The sequence below is a fragment of the Streptomyces crystallinus genome, from assembly GCF_039521265.1.
In the GTDB taxonomy this organism is placed as follows: Bacteria; Actinomycetota; Actinomycetes; order Streptomycetales; family Streptomycetaceae; genus Streptomyces; species Streptomyces crystallinus.
Genome location: NZ_BAAACA010000009.1, coordinates 233413 through 249082, shown reverse-complemented (window position 1 = coordinate 249082; position 15670 = coordinate 233413). Strand labels below are relative to the sequence as shown.

At 75.0% G+C, this 15670-nt stretch carries 13 protein-coding genes and 1 pseudogene; 10 read left to right on the top strand and 4 right to left on the bottom strand.

Translation table 11 applies throughout. The features are described 5' to 3' along the window. The first annotated feature begins 14 nt into the window (after positions 1 to 14). The 10 genes and pseudogenes from ABD236_RS08300 to ABD236_RS08255 form a co-directional block, all read left to right on the top strand. Positions 15 to 1205 carry a 3-dehydroquinate synthase family protein gene (locus ABD236_RS08300; RefSeq protein WP_344071851.1) on the top strand — a complete coding sequence of 397 codons (1191 nt, stop codon included), beginning with the start codon at positions 15 to 17 and terminating at the stop codon, positions 1203 to 1205. Between the two features lie 122 nt (positions 1206 to 1327). After that, positions 1328 to 2542, top strand: coding sequence for a sedoheptulose 7-phosphate cyclase (locus ABD236_RS08295; RefSeq protein WP_344071849.1), 1215 nt, complete (start codon positions 1328 to 1330; stop codon positions 2540 to 2542). Continuing rightward, a complete protein-coding gene (locus tag ABD236_RS08290) occupies positions 2535 to 3275 on the top strand; it encodes a cupin domain-containing protein (RefSeq protein WP_344071847.1) in 741 nt (246 codons plus the stop codon). Before ABD236_RS08295 ends, ABD236_RS08290 begins: the two co-directional genes overlap by 8 nt. After that, positions 3272 to 3673 carry a hypothetical protein gene (locus ABD236_RS08285; protein ID WP_344071845.1) on the top strand — a complete coding sequence of 134 codons (402 nt, stop codon included), beginning with the start codon at positions 3272 to 3274 and terminating at the stop codon, positions 3671 to 3673. The genes ABD236_RS08290 and ABD236_RS08285 overlap by 4 nt, the downstream gene beginning before the upstream one ends. Continuing rightward, the gene (locus ABD236_RS08280) at positions 3670 to 4242 is read left to right on the top strand and encodes a VOC family protein (RefSeq protein ID WP_344071843.1); all 573 of its coding nucleotides are present in this window, start codon (positions 3670 to 3672) and stop codon (positions 4240 to 4242) included. The genes ABD236_RS08285 and ABD236_RS08280 overlap by 4 nt, the downstream gene beginning before the upstream one ends. Further along, positions 4239 to 5795, top strand: coding sequence for an FAD-dependent oxidoreductase (locus ABD236_RS08275; protein ID WP_344071841.1), 1557 nt, complete (start codon positions 4239 to 4241; stop codon positions 5793 to 5795). The genes ABD236_RS08280 and ABD236_RS08275 overlap by 4 nt, the downstream gene beginning before the upstream one ends. 21 nt (positions 5796 to 5816) lie before the next feature. Next, positions 5817 to 6740: a VOC family protein gene (locus tag ABD236_RS08270; RefSeq protein ID WP_344071839.1), complete on the top strand. Its 924-nt coding sequence runs from the start codon at positions 5817 to 5819 to the stop codon at positions 6738 to 6740. Positions 6741 to 6823: 83 nt separating this feature from the next. Next, positions 6824 to 7498 (top strand): response regulator, encoded by a 675-nt coding sequence (locus ABD236_RS08265; protein WP_344071837.1) that lies wholly within the window; start codon positions 6824 to 6826, stop codon positions 7496 to 7498. Between the two features lie 13 nt (positions 7499 to 7511). Beyond that, positions 7512 to 9530, top strand: a complete 2019-nt coding sequence (locus ABD236_RS08260; RefSeq protein WP_344071835.1) for a GAF domain-containing sensor histidine kinase — start codon at positions 7512 to 7514, stop codon at positions 9528 to 9530. Positions 9531 to 9610: 80 nt separating this feature from the next. Then, positions 9611 to 11113: pseudogene (locus ABD236_RS08255) on the top strand (carboxylesterase/lipase family protein); the annotation flags it as partial. Here the strand turns inward: ABD236_RS08255 and ABD236_RS08250 are convergent. The 4 genes from ABD236_RS08250 to ABD236_RS08235 form a co-directional block, all read right to left on the bottom strand. Continuing rightward, complete coding sequence (locus ABD236_RS08250; protein WP_344071833.1) at positions 11095 to 12039, bottom strand: cytochrome c oxidase assembly protein; 945 nt, start codon at positions 12037 to 12039, stop codon at positions 11095 to 11097. The pseudogene ABD236_RS08255 and the gene ABD236_RS08250 sit on opposite strands and share 19 nt — an antisense overlap. Continuing rightward, entirely contained in the window at positions 12039 to 12560 is a 522-nt protein-coding gene (locus tag ABD236_RS08245; RefSeq protein WP_344071831.1) for a DUF2243 domain-containing protein, read from the bottom strand. The genes ABD236_RS08250 and ABD236_RS08245 overlap by 1 nt, the downstream gene beginning before the upstream one ends. 132 nt (positions 12561 to 12692) lie before the next feature. Then, a complete protein-coding gene (locus ABD236_RS08240; RefSeq protein ID WP_344071829.1) occupies positions 12693 to 13577 on the bottom strand; it encodes an anti-sigma factor in 885 nt (294 codons plus the stop codon). Further along, a complete protein-coding gene (locus ABD236_RS08235; protein WP_344071827.1) occupies positions 13574 to 15646 on the bottom strand; it encodes a PEP/pyruvate-binding domain-containing protein in 2073 nt (690 codons plus the stop codon). Before ABD236_RS08235 ends, ABD236_RS08240 begins: the two co-directional genes overlap by 4 nt. Between the last annotated feature and the right edge of the window lie 24 nt (positions 15647 to 15670).

Sequence of the window (15670 nt, the reverse complement as noted above, 5' to 3'; positions counted from 1 at the left end):
CCTCCTCTCTCCCCGTGGCCTCGCCGGCCGTGGCCATCGACCGGAGCGTCGGCTCCGGCCCCGCCCACTTTCCCGTGCAGATACGGGCCGGCTCCGCCTCGTGGGACGAGCTGACCGCTATCGCCCGGGGGCTCGACGCCGACCGTTTCGTGGTCGTCTCCGACCAGGGCGTCCCCACGGCCCTCACCCACCGCGTCCTGCACCACCTCGGCGCGGCGGCCCCCGCCCGCTGGGTCGGGACCTCGGGGCCGGACGGCGTCGGGGCCGAGGAGATCCCTTCCGAGGCCGTGATCGTCGCCCTGGGCGGCACCAGCGTCCTCGACGCCGTCGGCCGGGCCGCCGCGCACACCCGCCGGGGCCCGCTGCTGCTGCCGACCACGCTGCCCGCCGCGCTCGACACGGCGCTGTCGCTGGTCGGCCCCACCGGGCCGCGCCGGGTGCCGGTGCTGGTCCGGGCGCAGCTGGAGTTCCTCGACACCCTGACACCCGGAGCCGTGCGGCCGGGGCTGTACGCGCTGGTCAGGAATGTGCTGTCGGTGTGTCCGGCCTCGTACGACCAGATCTGCGCGCGGCTGCGACCCGACGGCCGGTACGACCGGAGCGCGCTGGCTTCCTTCATCGCGCTGTGCGCGGACGCCCGGGCCGCGCTCACCTGCTACGACCCGCTGGAGGACGGCCCGGCCGGGGTGTTCCGCTACGGGCACACCGTGGCCGACGCCCTGCGTGTGCTCGGCGTCGGAGCCCTGCGGTACGGCGACGCCGTCGCGCTGGGGCTGCTCGTGGCCGCCCGGTGCGCGCGCCGGACGGGGCTGCTCGACGCGGCGGGGGAGGCCGCACACCGCGAGCTGCTGGCGCGCTGGGGCGCTCCCGACGTCCTTCCCGCGCCCGTCACCGCCCAGGACGTGCTGGGCGTTCTGCGGACCTCCGCGACCGGCCCCGGCGCGCACGACTTCACCGCGCACGAGTTCACCGGCGAGCCGGACCGCAGCCTCGGCATGGTGCTCCTCGACACCCTGGGACAGCCGCATGTGTGCGGTGGCCACACCGTCGCCACGGTCGGCCTCGACACCCTGCGGGCCGGCCTGGAGGCGGTCGCGGCGGCGGAGGACGGTCTGGTGCCCCGCCCCGGCGGCCGGGACCGGGCCGGGACCCGGTCGGGACCGGCGCCTCATGTGCCCGGGGCACCGGGAACCGCAGCGTGGTGAGGGACATCCCGAACCGGGCCACTGGCCTGATCGCCCCACCAGACCCACCAGACCCACCAGACCCACCAGACCCATAGGACCCACCGGCCCCCGCCCCCCCACTTCCTGTGAGGAGACCCCCCGTGACCACCCTGGCCCCTCGTTCCTCCCACGGCCTGTTCACCTCGGGCGAGCCGGTCCGCTCCTGGATCGTGAGCACCGCCAAGCCCGTCCGCTACGAGGTGGGCTTCACGCCGGACGTCCTGGATCCGCGCAATCCCGCGCTCGCGGGTGCGGGGGTCCCGGGCGACGGCCCGGCCCCGCCGCGCCGGCTCCTCGTCGTGGAGAGCACGGTCGACGAGCTGTACGGCGACCGGCTGCGCGCCTACGGAGCCGCCCGCGGCCTCGACTACGAGATCCATGTGCTGACCGCCCATGAGCAGCTCAAGACGATGGACGCCGTCTTCTCGGTGGCGCGGGCGATGGACCGGTTCGGCATCGCCCGGCGCAGCGAGCCCGTCGTCGCCCTCGGCGGCGGTGTCCTGATGGACGTCGTCGGCCTGGCGTGCAGCCTCTACCGCCGCAGCACCCCGTACGTCCGCGTCCCCACCACGCTGATCGGCCTCGTCGACGCCGGGGTCGGGGCGAAGACCGGGGTGAACTTCGGCCCGCACAAGAACCGGCTCGGCACCTACCACCCCGCGGCCCAGACGCTCCTGGACCCGCGCTTCCTGGCCACCCTCGACCGGCGGCACCTGAGCAACGGCATGGCCGAGATCCTCAAGATCGCGCTGATCAAGGACCGTGAGCTGTTCGGTCTGCTGGAGACGCATGGCGCCCGACTGGTCGGCGAGCACTTCCAGGGCGGCCGGCGGCTGAGTCCGGTCGTCCGGGAGGTACTGGGCCGGGCCGTGCACGGGATGCTGGAGGAGCTCCAGGGCAACTTGTGGGAGAGCGAGCTGGAGCGGGTCGTCGACTACGGCCACTCCTTCAGCCCCACGCTGGAGATGCGCGCCCTGCCCGAGCTGCTGCACGGCGAGGCGGTCTGCCTCGACATGGCCCTGACCACGCTGATCGCCGAACGGCGCGGCCTGGTCCGGCCGAAGGAGCGACGGCGGATCCTGGACGTGATGCGCGGGCTGCGTCTGCCCATCTGGCACCGGCTGTGCGAACCGGCCGTGCTGGGCGAGGCGTTGGTGGACACGGTCCGCCACCGCGACGGCAGCCAGCGGCTTCCGCTGCCCGCCGGCATCGGCGACGCCGTCTTCGTCGACGACGTCACCCCCGGCGAACTGGCCGACGCCGCCGGGCGCCTGAAGGCCTCTCACACCGCAGACGAGGAGGCCGGTCATGCGTGAGGCAGTCGTCGTCGCGGACGTCCGCGAACCGGCCGACGTCCACGGCGTGCACGCGGCGGGCGGCCACTCGCGCTGGACGTGCCTGGCCCGGCGCACCGGACTGCACGGCCGGTGGGAAGCGGTCGAGTGGGCGTGGCTGCCGCCCGGCGGCGTCAGCGGCGAACACCGGCACACCCGCACCGAGGAGCTGTACTTCGTCCTCGAAGGCGAGGGCGAGATCACCCTGGACGGGCGCCCCCACGCCGTCCGGCCGGGCACGGCTGTCCTCACCGCCCTCGGGCGCCGCCACGGCCTGCGCAACACGGCCCAGCGCCCGCTGTCCTGGCTGGTCATCGAAGTCCCGGCGCCACCCGGCCCGACAACCGGGCAGCCCGACTCCCGGAAGGACACCGCCATGCACCATGCAGCCCGCACCGGCCACGCCGTCATCGCCGACCTGCGCCGGGCCGGCCCGGTGGACGCCGCCACCGTGCTCAGCGGCCCCCTGCGCACCGTGCGCGTCACCCGGCTGCTCCCGAACGACATGGCCGAACTGGCCGCCGAGAGCGTCGAGCACACCGTGTACGTCACGGACGGCGCCGGGACGGCCGAGGTCGGGGCCACCGGCGTGGCGCTCGGCCCGGGCGTCTCGCTGACCCTGCCCCTGGGCACCAAGACCCGCCTGCGGGCGGGCGCCGAGGGCCTGGAGTACTTCCACGCCCTTCTGGACGTACCGAGAGAGGACCACCCGTGATCATCAACGCGAGCCGCCGCACAGCCGCTCTCCACACCGACGGGCAGGACCCCGTCCGCGTCCGCTGTCTGGCCCGGCGGGGCATGCTGCACAGCGAGTGCGAGGCCGTCGACCGGATCAGCCTGCCGCCGCACGCCCAGTACGACCTCGTCGGCCGGGGCGACGCCGAAGCGGCCTGGTACGTCCTGAGCGGCCCGCTCACCGCCCGGTGGACCGGCGCCCGCCGACCCGCCAGGGCGCTGGGCGCGGGCGGCCTGCTGCTGGCCCGCACCGCGCGGGACATCAGCCTGCGGGCCGGACCCCGGGGCGCCGAACTGCTCTGTCTGACCGTCACCCCGGCCGCCGTCGCCCGGCGCCTGCCACCCCGTACCCCCGACACGACCAAGGAGCGGACATGACCACCAACGTCCCTGCCCCCGCCACCACTTCGCGCGTCCCGGGTCTGCGAGGCGCCCACCACATCGCCTTCACCGTGCCCGACCTCGATGAGGCCGTCGCCTTCTTCACCGGCGTCCTGGGCGCGGAGGAGGCCTACCGCACCGGGCCGATCGCCGCCGACGACGACTGGATGCGCCGCCAGCTCGGCGTCGACCCCAGGGCCACCGTCCAGATCGCGATGCTGCGTCTGGGCGCCGCCCTCAACGTCGAACTCTTCGAGTACACCGGGCCCGGCCGACGTCGGCAGATGCCCCGCAACAGCGACGTGGGCGGCCACCATCTGGCGCTGTGGACGGACGACTTCGAGGGCAGCGTCCGCCACCTCACCGCGACGCCCGGCGTACGGATGCTCGGCGAGCCGCAGGAGGTCGGCGAGGGACCCATCCGCGGCACGCGATGGGTGTACCTCACCACCCCCTGGGGCCTGCACCTCGAACTCGTCCACGCGCCCCCGCACCAGCCCTACGAGGACCACACCGACGTACGCCTGTACCGACCGAGGGCACCGCACGAAGGGAGAGGGACATGACTGGCATCTGGGGACCGGGCACCCCGCCCGTGGTCCGCCACGACGCCACCCGCTACGACGCCGACGTCGTCGTGATCGGCTCCGGCGCCGGGGGAGCGACCGTGGCGTGGGCCCTCGCCCGGACCGGCGCCCGCGTCCTGGTCGTCGAGCGCGGCGGGTTCCTGCCGCGCGAGGAGGCCAACTGGTCGCCGGAGGCCGTCTTCGGCGACGGCCGCTACCGCAACGCGGAGACCTGGCGCACCACCGGCGGCCGGCCCTTCACCCCCGCCGCCCACTACTACGTCGGCGGTACCACCAAGGTCTACGGGGCGAGCCTGCCCCGGCTGCGCGAGAGCGACTTCGACGCGGTCGAGCACCTGGACGGCACCTCCCCGGCCTGGCCGTTCGGCTACACCGACCTGGAGCCGTTCTACGCCGAGGCCGAACGCCTCTACCGGGTGCACGGCCAGGGGGGCCACGACCCCACCGAGCCGGACCGCTCCGGGCCCTACCCGCACCCGCCGGTCGCCCACGCGCCCCGGATCGCGGAGCTGGAGCAGCGGCTGCGCGCCCAGGGGCTCCACCCCTACCCGCTCGAACTGGGCGTGGACCTGGCCGAGGGAGGTACGTGTGAGCGCTGCGGCACCTGCGACGGCTTCCCGTGCCGTGTCGGCGCCAAGAGCGACGCGGAGACCCGGGCCCTGTGGCCGGCCCTGCGCTCCCCGACGGTCCGGCTGCTCACCGACACCTATGTCTCGCGGCTGCGCACCGACCCGTCCGGGCGCCGGGTCACCACCGTCGAGGCCGCCAGGAACGGCCACCCCGTCACTCTCACCGCCGGGACCGTCGTCGTCTCCTGCGGGGCCGTCAACTCCGCCGCGCTGCTGCTGCGTTCGGCGGACAGCGCCCACCCCGAGGGGCTCGGCAACGGCAGCGGCCTGGTGGGACGCAACCTGATGCTGCACCACAACAGCATGCTGATGGCCGTCGATCCGCGCCGCCGCAACCCGGCGGTCTTCCAGAAGACCCTCGCCGTCAACGACTTCTACCGGGCCGGCGCCCGCACCCCGCACCCGCTGGGCAACCTCCAGCTGATGGGCAAGGTGCACCCGGCCGCGATGGCGACCGCGCACCCGCGGGTGCCCCGCCGCGTCCTGGGCGAGCTGGCGGCCCACAGCGTCGACTGGTGGCTCATCTCGGAGGACCTGCCGCGCCCGCAGAACCGGGTGCTGCTCGGGCCCGGGGGAGGCATCACCCTCCACTGGCACCCCGCCAACGCCCGCGCCCACCGGCGCCTGGTGCGCGAAGGGGCCCGGATGATGCGCCGTGCCGGATACCCGCTCGTCCTCACCCACCGCATGGGCGTCGAGCACACCGGCCACCAGTGCGGCACGACCCTCGCCGGGCACGACCCCGCACGCTCGGTCCTCGACCCGTACTGCCGCAGCCATGAGGTGCGCAACCTGTTCGTCGTCGACGGCGGTTTCTTCCCCTCGTCCGCCGCCGTCAACCCCACCCTGACCATCGTCGCGCAGGCCCTGCGCGCGGCACGCGGCGACGCCGTCCTGCCCTGACACCACGAAAGGAACAGCGCCATGTCACTGCACCGCCTGTCCTCCGTCACCATCGGCGTTCCCGACCCCGAGGCGACCGCCCCGTACTACACCGAACTCGGGCTGCGCGCCCAGGACAACGGCTGGTTCGCCACCCGCGACGGCGGCCGCCAGCTGAGGATCGTCACGGCGCCCACCCGCCGCCTCGTCGAGATGCGCGTCGGCGTCGACGACCCCGACGACCTCGACGCGGCCGACGCCCGGCTGCGCCGGATGGGCATCGTGGCCGTCCGCGGGCCCGGCCCCACCCTGAGCGCGGCCGAACCCGTCACCGGGGCCCGGGCCGTCCTCCAGATAGAACCCCGCCCCGCTCCGGCCCCGACGCCCCCCACCCCGTACAACGGGCCGGGGCGCACCGAGCGCACGGCGGGACGCGCCCCGGGCATCCTGCGCCCCGACCGGGTGCGGCCCAGCAAGCTGGGGCACGCCGTCCTCGGCACACCCGACCCCCGGGCCACCGCCGCGTTCTTCGGCGACGGCCTCGGCTTCAAGACCAGCGACTCGCTGGGCGACGCGGGATCCTTCCTGCGCTGCACCACCGACCACCACAACCTGCTGGTCCTGAAGGCGCCGGTGCCCTTCCTGCACCACACGTCGTGGCAGGTCGACGACGTGGACGACATCGGGCGCGGCGCCATGGCCATGCTGGAGGACCACCCCGAGCGCCACATCTGGGGCTTCGGCCGGCACCACATCGGCTCCAACTTCTTCTGGTACCTCAAGGACCCGGCGGGCAACTTCACGGAGTACTACTCCGACATGGACTGCATCGTCGACGACCAGCTGTGGGACCCGGAGGTCTTCGACGTCAACGAGAGCTTCTTCAGCTGGGGCCAGCCGCCCCCGCCCTCGTGGATCGCGCCGGAGGACATGGCCGCGCTGATGACCGGTACCCACCAGGCCTGACCCCGTCCCCCCCGGCGCCTTCGACGGCGCCGGGGCGGGCGACAAAACGGGAGATCGCCCGGGGCGGCCGCTAACGTCGCCCTGTGAGCCAAGAAGACGAGGACGCCGCCGTGCCCCGTGTCCTGATCGTCGACGACCACCCGCTGTTCCGCAGCGGCCTGAGGGCCGCCCTGGAGAGCACCGGCGCCACCGACGTGGTCGCCGAGGCCGCCACCGGCGCCGAGGCGCTGGAGGCGGTGGCGCGCCGGACCCCGGACGTGGTCGTCATGGACCTGTCGTTGCCCGACGCCTCCGGCATCGACGTCACCCGCCGGCTCGGCGGCCTCCACCCCGGGCTTCCGGTGCTGATGCTGACCATGTCCGACGACGACGGCAGCCTGCTGGCCGCCCTCCAGGCCGGTGCCCGTGGCTATCTGGTCAAGGGCGCGGGCGCGGCGGAGGTGCTGCACGCGGTACGCACGGTGGCCGCCGGCGGTGCGGTCTTCGGCCCGCAGACCGCCGAGCGCCTCACCGCGCTGCTGCGCGAGGGCCGCCACCACGACGCCGAGCAGCTCTTCCCGGCGCTCACCGCGCGCGAGGCGGAGGTCCTGGAGCTCATCGCCCGGGGCCTGGACAACCGCCATATCGCCCGGCAGCTGGTGCTGTCCGAGAAGACGGTCCGCAACCACGTCACGCACATCTTCGACAAACTCCAGGTCACCACGCGCGCCGAGGCGGTCGCCAGAGCGCGCGACGCGGGCCTGGGCGACGAGGACTGAAGGGGCGCTCGCGGTGGACGAGAGGGCGAGCGTACGAAGCGGGCGGGCGGCTCCGGCCCTCGCCGCGTACGGCCTGACCCTCGCCTCCGCGGTGATCTGGGCGGTCCTCGCCCTCGCCCATCTGGACGACGCGCGGCTGACGCCGTACATCCTTCCCCGCGGTGTCCCGGTCGTGGCCGCCACCGGAGTCGTCCTGCTGGGCGCCTTCATGACGGCCCATCGCCCCCGCAGTGTGCTGGGGCCGCTGCTGGTCGCGGCCGGCACGTCCAGCGTCCTCTCCGACGCGGCCCTGATCGCCGTCACCGTCGCCGGCGCCCCGCACGCCCTGGGCGTCACCGTGGCCCTCTTCTCCCGGCTCTCCTACGCGCTGGCCGCGTTCACCTTCTACGCGCTGCCGCTGTACCTGCCCAGCGGCGAACTGCCGCACCACCGGGTGTGGCGGCCCTACCTCGTCCTGGTCGCGCTGTGGAGCCTGCTGCCCGCCTACACCGACCCCGTCCCCTACACCGTGCCCGACCCGTTCGCCCAGGGTGCCTGGCAGCGGCTGCGGGTCGCCCTGCTCGACCATGTCTCCGTCACCCCCGTCACGACCGTCCTCCTGCTGACCGGTCTCACCGTCATGGCCGTGCGCTGGTGGCACACCCCCGACCGGCGGCAGATCGTCCCCGTACTGCCGTATGTGCTGTGGCTGGTGTTCCTCTACGTCAACCGCGTCGCCCCGCCGACCGGCGCCCTGTGGACCTACGCGTACGCCGTGGCGTTCCTCTGGCCCTTCTGCGCGATCTACGGCATCAGCCGGGACCGCTCGGGCCAACTGGACCGCGCCACCCGCAAGATACTGGCCTCCCTGCTGCTCACCGCCGCCCTGATCGCCGTGTACACCCTCGGTTCCCTGCTGGTGCTGCGCGCCCTGCCCGGCGGGCTGAGCAGGCAGGCCCTCGTCTCGGGCGCGGTGGGCCTGGCCTGCGGCGCGCTGCTCTACCCCTGCGCCCGGCTGGCCGTACGCGTGGTGGACCGCGTCTACTACGGCGACCGCGCCCGCCCCTACCAGGTCGTCCGCGCCCTCTCCCGACGGCTCAGCCAGGCCGCCGCCCCGGCCCAGGCCCCACGGCTGCTGTGCGACACCGTGGTGAGCACTCTCAACCTGCCCGGGGCCGAAGTGGTGGTCGACACGCGCGGCGGCCCGCGCACCCTGGCCGCCGCCGGGGAGCCGGTGCCCGACTCCTACGGGTTCCCCCTCACGTACGAGGGCAATGTCGTCGGCGAGCTGCGCGTCGCCCCGAGGGCGGGGCAACGGGTGCTGGACCGCCAGGACCAGGAGGTGCTGCGCTCCCTCGCCGACCAGGCGTCGCCCGCGCTCGCCTCCGTACGCCTCTACGAGGACCTGCGGGCGGCCCGTGAACGCATGGTGGTGACTCGCGAGGAGGCGCGCCGCGCCCTGCGGCACGATCTGCACGACAGTCTGGGGCCCGCCCTGTCGGGGGCCCGGCTCCAGATCGACACCGCGCGCTTCGCCGTGGCGGACGGCTCCGCCGCCGCCAAGCCGCTGGAGACGGCCTCCGAGGGCATCGGGCAGGCCATCGCCGAACTGCGCCAGATCTCCGCCGGCCTCGCGCCTGCGGCGCTGGACCGCAACGGGCTCGACGGCGCGCTGCGGCAGCTGGCCGACCGGTTCGGGCAGCGGCTGCCGGTGGACGTGTGCTTCGCCCCCGACCCGCTGCCCGGGCTTCCGGCCGCCGTCGAGGTGGCCGTCTACCTCATCGGGGGCGAGGCGCTGAACAACGTCGTACGGCACTCCGGGGCCGACGCGGCCGTGCTGCGGGTGCGGGTGGTGCCGGACGAGGTGCTCATCGAGGTCAGCGACGACGGGCACGGGTTCGTGGAACACCGCTCGGGCGACGGGGTGGGCATCCGTTCCATGCGGGAGCGGGCGACCGAGCTGGGCGGGCAGTTCACCCTCGCCCGGCGCCCGGGCCGGGGCACGGTCGTCAGGGCGTCCTTCCCGCCGGTGGCGGGCCCCTTCCCGGGGTGACCACGCCCGGGTGCACGGTCGTTCAGGTGTGCCCCTTTCGGGGGAAGGAAAGCCGTCCCGCGCCCGGGTAGAGACCTCTCATGGCCTCTCCACGCAGCCTGTTCGCGTCCCTGCTCGCCCTGCTCTGCCTGACCGCGGCGGTACCGGCCCAGGCGGGTGGGCGGGCGCCGGACGACCCGTCCGTCGTCGCCACGGACACCGGACGCGTACGGGGAGTGGTCACCGACCGCGGCCGGGCCTTCCTGGGCATCCCGTTCGGCGCGCCGCCGGTGGGGGAGCGCAGGTGGCGGCCGCCGGCGCCCGTCACCCCGTGGTCCGACGTCCGCGACGCCACCCGCTTCGCCGGGGCGTGCGCCCAGCAGGCCCGGCCGGTGCTCGGCGCCGCCGAGGTCACCAACGAGGACTGCCTCTACCTCAACGTCTTCACCCCGCCCGGCGGCGGCGGTGGCAAACCCGTCCTGGTGTGGTTCCACGGCGGCTCGTTCGTCTCCGGGACCGCCGCCCACTACGACGCGTCCCGGCTGGCCCGGACGGGCGACCTCGTCGTGGTCACGGCCAACTACCGGCTCGGCGTCTTCGGATACCTCGCCCACCCGGGGCTGACCGCCGAGGCCCCGGACACCGGGTCCGGCGACTACGGCCTGCTGGACCAGCAGGCCGCGCTCCGGTGGACCCGGGCCAACGCGGCGGCCTTCGGGGGCGACCCCGGCAAGGTCACGGCGGCCGGCCAGTCCTCGGGCGGCCTCAGTGTCTGCGACCACCTGGTGGCGCCCGGCTCGCGCGGCCTGTTCGCGCGCGCCGTCGTGCAGAGCGCGCCGTGCGGAGTGGCGGCCCGGCCGCTGGCCGAGGCCAGTTCGGCGGGCACCGCCTTCGCCCGGGGCGCGCACTGCCCGGGCGGCCCCGCCGCAGTGGTCAGCTGCCTGCGGGGCAAGTCCGCCGCCGAGCTGCTCAAGGCGCCGACCAGCGGCGCGGCGCCCTGGTGGCCGGTCTCCGGCACCCCCGTCCTGCCCGTGCCGCCCGCGCGGGCCATCGCGGCGGGCGACCACGCGAAGGTCCCGGTGCTGCTCGGCAACACCCTGGACGAGGGCACCATCGGCGCCCTCATCGTCGAGTCCGGCGGGGTGCGCCTGAACGCCGTCACCTACCCCGTCGTCCTCGCCACCCTGTTCAAGCGGGACGGCCTGCGGGTCGCCGCGCGCTACCCGGCGTCGCGGTACGGCAACGACCACCGGCTGGCCTTCGCGGCCGCGTTCGGCGACTACCTCGTCGCCTGCCCCGTCCGCGAGTCGGCACGGCAGCTCGCCACGGCGACACCGGGCCGGGTCTTCGCCTACGAGTTCGCCGACCGGTCCGCGCCCGTCCTGTACAACGTGCCCCCGGACTTCCCGCTGGGCGCCTACCACGGCGCCGAGATCCCCTACCTGTTCGGCTATCTCGCCGCGCCCGAGGTGCATTTCGACCCGGCCCAGACACGTCTTGCGCAGACCATGACCACCCTGTGGGCCCGGTTCGCCACCACGGCGGCCCCCGACCCCGTCACCTGGCCCGCCACCGCCCCGGGCCCCTATCGCCCGCTCTCCCTGGCCCCGGACGCGGTGACCCTTCGGGGCGACTTCGAGGCGGCCCACCAGTGCGCCTTCTGGGCCACGGTCGCGGCCCCGACGTCGCAGGGACCGCTGAAGGCCTGACGGCGGCTCAGTTGGCGCTGTCGGCCGGTCGCCGTGGGGGCCGCGGGGACGCCCCGGCGGCCGGTGGCGGTGTACCACTGGCGGGCCAGTACGGCCGCCAGGGCGATCTCCACCAGGTCGCCGCCGTAGTACATCATCTCCGCGGCGCGGGCCAGGTCGGGGCCGGTGAACGCGGTGCCGGGCGGCGGGGCGCCGTAGAGCGTCTTGGCCAGCACCCCGTGGGCGGTGCCGGCGGCGACCAGGGTGGCGGCGCGCAGCGGCAGGCCGTAGCGGTGGCGTACGGGGTCGAGTTGGCACAGGGCGAAGCCGAACAGCAGACCGGCGGCCAGAACGTGGGTGTGGACGGCGGCGTGCAGCCAGGGGTGGTCGTGGACCCGGGCGAACAGCCGGGTGCGGTACAGCAGCCACAGGCCTCCCACGTCGAGCAGCGCGGCCACCGGCGGCAGGAACAGCGGCCCGAACAGCCGGGTGCGGACCACCGCGCGCAGAGCGCGCCGTACCGGGCCCGCCGGCAGAGCGCGCAGGGCGAGGGTCACCGGGCGCCCCAGCACCAGGAGCAGCGGGGCGGCCATGCCGACGACCAGATGGCGGACCATGTGCGCGGTGAACTCCCCGCCCGGTACCGGTGCCAGCGCCACCGCGGCCAGCGCGGCCTGGCCCGCGCCGAAGAAGGCGTCCCGTGACCACGGCCACTCATCGCCTCGGCGCCGCAGCCGTCGCGCCGCCAGGAGGTAGGCCGCTCCCGCGCTCACGGCGAGCACGGCGGCCAGCCCGGCCGGGGCGCCCAGGGCGTGTGCCGAGTGCGGGGACGCGGACACCATCAGCCCGGCTCCGGGCCCTCGGCCGCCTCGGGCCCGTGCGCTTCGCGGGAGTGGGCACGCCTGACCAGCAGGGCGCCCACGATCAGGAGGACCACCGCCAGTACGTTCCAGGTCCAGTCGTAGGGGACGAGGTCGACGTGGTAGCGGATCTGGTGCAGTTTGAGGAGCTTGTGCTGGATCGTTCCGTCGTAGAGCTGGAAGAACCCCGCGCCCAGCAGGATCCCGCCGGTCAGACCCACTCCGGTGAGCGCGCCGCACCGCCGCAGGTCCGCCACCAGGACCAGCCCGAGGACGACGGCCAGCCAGCCGAAGGCGTGGAAGAGGCCGTCGGAGACCAGGCCCACGCCCGGGGTGGACTTGTCGTAGAAGTGGTGCCAGTGCAGGAGTTGGTGGAACACCGTCTCGTCGACGAACGCGGCGATCCCGACCCCGATGAGCACTCCGGCCCACAGGGAGCGCTTCGGGCGGACCGTCCCGTAGTCCGGGGGCGGCCGGCGGCGAGGGGGCGAGGTGGTGGCCATGGGCGGCCTCCTGACGGGACGGGGAACCGGGCTCTCTCCCGTGCGCCTACCCTCACCGCCCCCGCCAACCGCCGTCCTTCGGCCGTTGTGGCCGCCCGGTCCGACGACGGCCCTGCCTGATCCGATCCCTGATCAGCTCTTCTTGGTCTGGTCCATGCCGACGACCTTGAAGTAGGCGCGGTCGGTCGCCGTGTCCTCCAGACAGCCGCGCAGCCGCATCCGGTCGTGGTCGGTGAGGGCGGGGCGGACGGCCCCCGCGTAGAGGCCGTCGCCGAGGCTGCCGAGCGTGGTCTCGTACAACGGTACGGCGGTGGAGTGGCGGCAGCGGTTCCAGATCTCGTCGGCCAGCAGGGCCCGGTACTCGTCGCCGACGACGCCCCGGGTGGCGAGGCGCACCACCACGGAGGTCGCCACGGTGTCGGAGGGGTGTTTCTCGGGGCGGGTTTCGGTCAGTTCACCGAGGCCGAGAACGAGCGCGGTCAGTGCTGTGGTTCCGGCGATGAAACCGGTGACGCGGTGGCGGGTCTGCCGCCGGTCCGGGCGGGTCGGCGGCAGGGTGTCGAGGTCGGTGCCCAGCGGCGGCGCGGCGAGGATGGCGAGACGGCCCGCGGCCCGGCGGTCGGCGGCCGGGCGCACGGTGCTCTGGGCGATCTTCTGGACGAGCCGCGCCAGGCCCGAGAGCACGGCGCCCGCGGCCATCAGGACGGGCACGAACACATGGGTGCGCTCCACACGCACGTCGTCCAGCCAGCGGAAGCGTGCGGCGGGGTGCTGGGCGCGGGGTTGTTCCAGACGCGCCAGGACGTCGGCGTGACGGCGGTCGCCCTCGCTGATGCGCTGCTCGATACGGCTGAGCCGGCCCAGGACGATCAGGCCGAGCAGCAGCACCTCGGCGACGAGCAGCAGGACACCGCACATGATCGCGCGCTGCCACTGCCAGCGGTAGAGGTAGATGACGACGTACGAGCCCGCGCCGAGCCCGGCGGCGCCCGCGAAGAGGTGGGCCAGTCGCTTCATCGGTCGGCCGCCTCTCGGGTGCGGGTGTCCTCGGCGCGCAGCTCGCCGCTGGTGCCGTCGACGGCCAGCCGGGTTCCGGGCGCGAAGCGCTGTACGGCGTCGGCGGCGCCCACCACGGCGGGCACCTTGAACTCCCGTGCCAGGACCGCCAGATGGGACAGCGGGCTGCCGGTCTGGGCGACCAGGGCGGTCAGATGCGGCAGCAGCGGGGCCAGGGCCGGGTCGAGGGTGCGGACGACCAGGACGGGGTCGTCGGGGCGCTCACCCCGCCCGTCCCAGACGGTTCCGCTGGCGCGCCCGCCGGAGACGCCCTGGGCCGGCGCCCCGCCCTCGCGCGGGCGTTCGGCGACGACGACCGAGTCGTCCGCCACACGGAAGGCGTCCGGCAGCGGCGGCGCGTCGGGGCGGGGGAGCCGCTGGGCCACGTCGGCCGGGAGACGGCCGCCGTCGAGCGCGCCGAGCAACTCGGGCCAGCGCAGCAGCGCGACGGCTCGGCGGGACAGGGCGAGGCGGCGTGCGGCGTCGTGGACGAGGTGGGTCTGGAGCTGGTGGACCCAGCGGACGCGCAGCCGCAGGGACTCCCGGGCCGGCAGGGCGGGGAGAGCGGAATCCGCAGCCGTGCCTGCGGGTCTGTCGCCGTCATGCGTCGTCGGTGGCAGCCGTAACGGGGTGGTGAGGCTCGGCGGAGTGAGTGCCAGGACCACCGGTGCCACCGCCACGGTCTCGGCGTCCGTGAGTCCTCGGTCTCGGCACTCGGCGAGTGCGGCGAGCGCCGCGCCCGCGGCCGTACGGGTGTCGCTCTCGCGCAGCAACGCGCCCGCCAGCGCCTCCTGGGCGTGCAGGGCCACCAGGGCGGAGCGGGTCCAGCGCAGCAGATCGGCCAGCTCGGTACGGGAGAGCTCGGCCGGTGCCGGGGTCTCGGCCAGCCGCCGGTCGATGTCGGCCGTGAGATCGAGGGCGAGGTCGGGCAGGGCGCGGGTGAGTCGTCCGGTGCGCCAGGCGGCCGCGAGCCGGCGGGCGCCGGGCAGCGGGTTGAGCCGGGCGAGCAGCCGGTGGCGTGGCGGCACCGCACCCAGCAGCCGCAGGTCCGCCGCGGCGCGGCCGGCGACCGTGGTCACCACGGGGTGGGTGCGCAGCAGCCGGCGCGGTGCGCTGCCGCCGATGTCGAGCGCCGCGCCGAGCCCCCGGGCCATCGGCGCCACCCACAGGTCCTCCTCCAGGGGTTGCAGGGTGCCGGGGAGGGTTTCGGCGACGGGGCCGGGGCCGAGCAGCCGGGCGCCGCGTGCGGGGCGCGCGGTCATGGCGGTGATGGGCCGGGCCTGGAACAGCCACAGGCGACCTGCCGCGTCGAAGCTGAACTCCATGTCCTGCGGGCCGCCGAAGAGTTTCTCCACCTGTCGGGCGAGGCGCGCGAGGCGGTGCAGCTCGGTGCGGGTCAGCAGGTGTTCACCGGCGGGGTGCGGGGGAGTGGGGCGCAGCCGTCGGCCGGAGCGCGTCAGGTGGTAGCTGGTGCCGTCCTGTTCCCCGCTGACCAGCGCATCGGGCCCGCCGCGCACGGCGCTGACCAGCATCCGGTCCAGTCGGCCCTCGACGGGGTCGGCGCCGAAGAGCACACCGCCCACGCGCGCGTCGAGCATGGGCTGGACGAGGACGGCCATGGGGACCCGGGTGCCGTCCGGCCGGTCCGCCGAGTCGAGGACCGTGCGTACCGCCGCGCGGAACGCGGGCCAGCCGCGGACGTCGAGCACCGAGGCGAACTGCCCCGCCAGGGAGGACTCCTGGGTGTCCTCCTGCGGCGACGAGGAGCGTACGACCAGCGGGGCCGTGCCGTCGTGGGAGAGCTCGCGCCAGGCGTGCCGCAGGGCCTCGGCGTCGTCACCGGCGTGGTCCGGGATGACGAAGCCGGGCAGGACGGGCAGCCCGGCGGCCGCGGCCCGCGCCAGGTTGGCGGCCTTGGAACCGGCGGACAGCGGGAGCAGCGCGGCCGGGTCGTCGAGGGCGACCGCCGCGCCGGTGCGCAGGGCCGGGTCCTCGTCGTGCTCCCGGCCGCGTTCGTCGAGGGTGGTCATCGGGCACCGTCCGCAGCGGGCGCC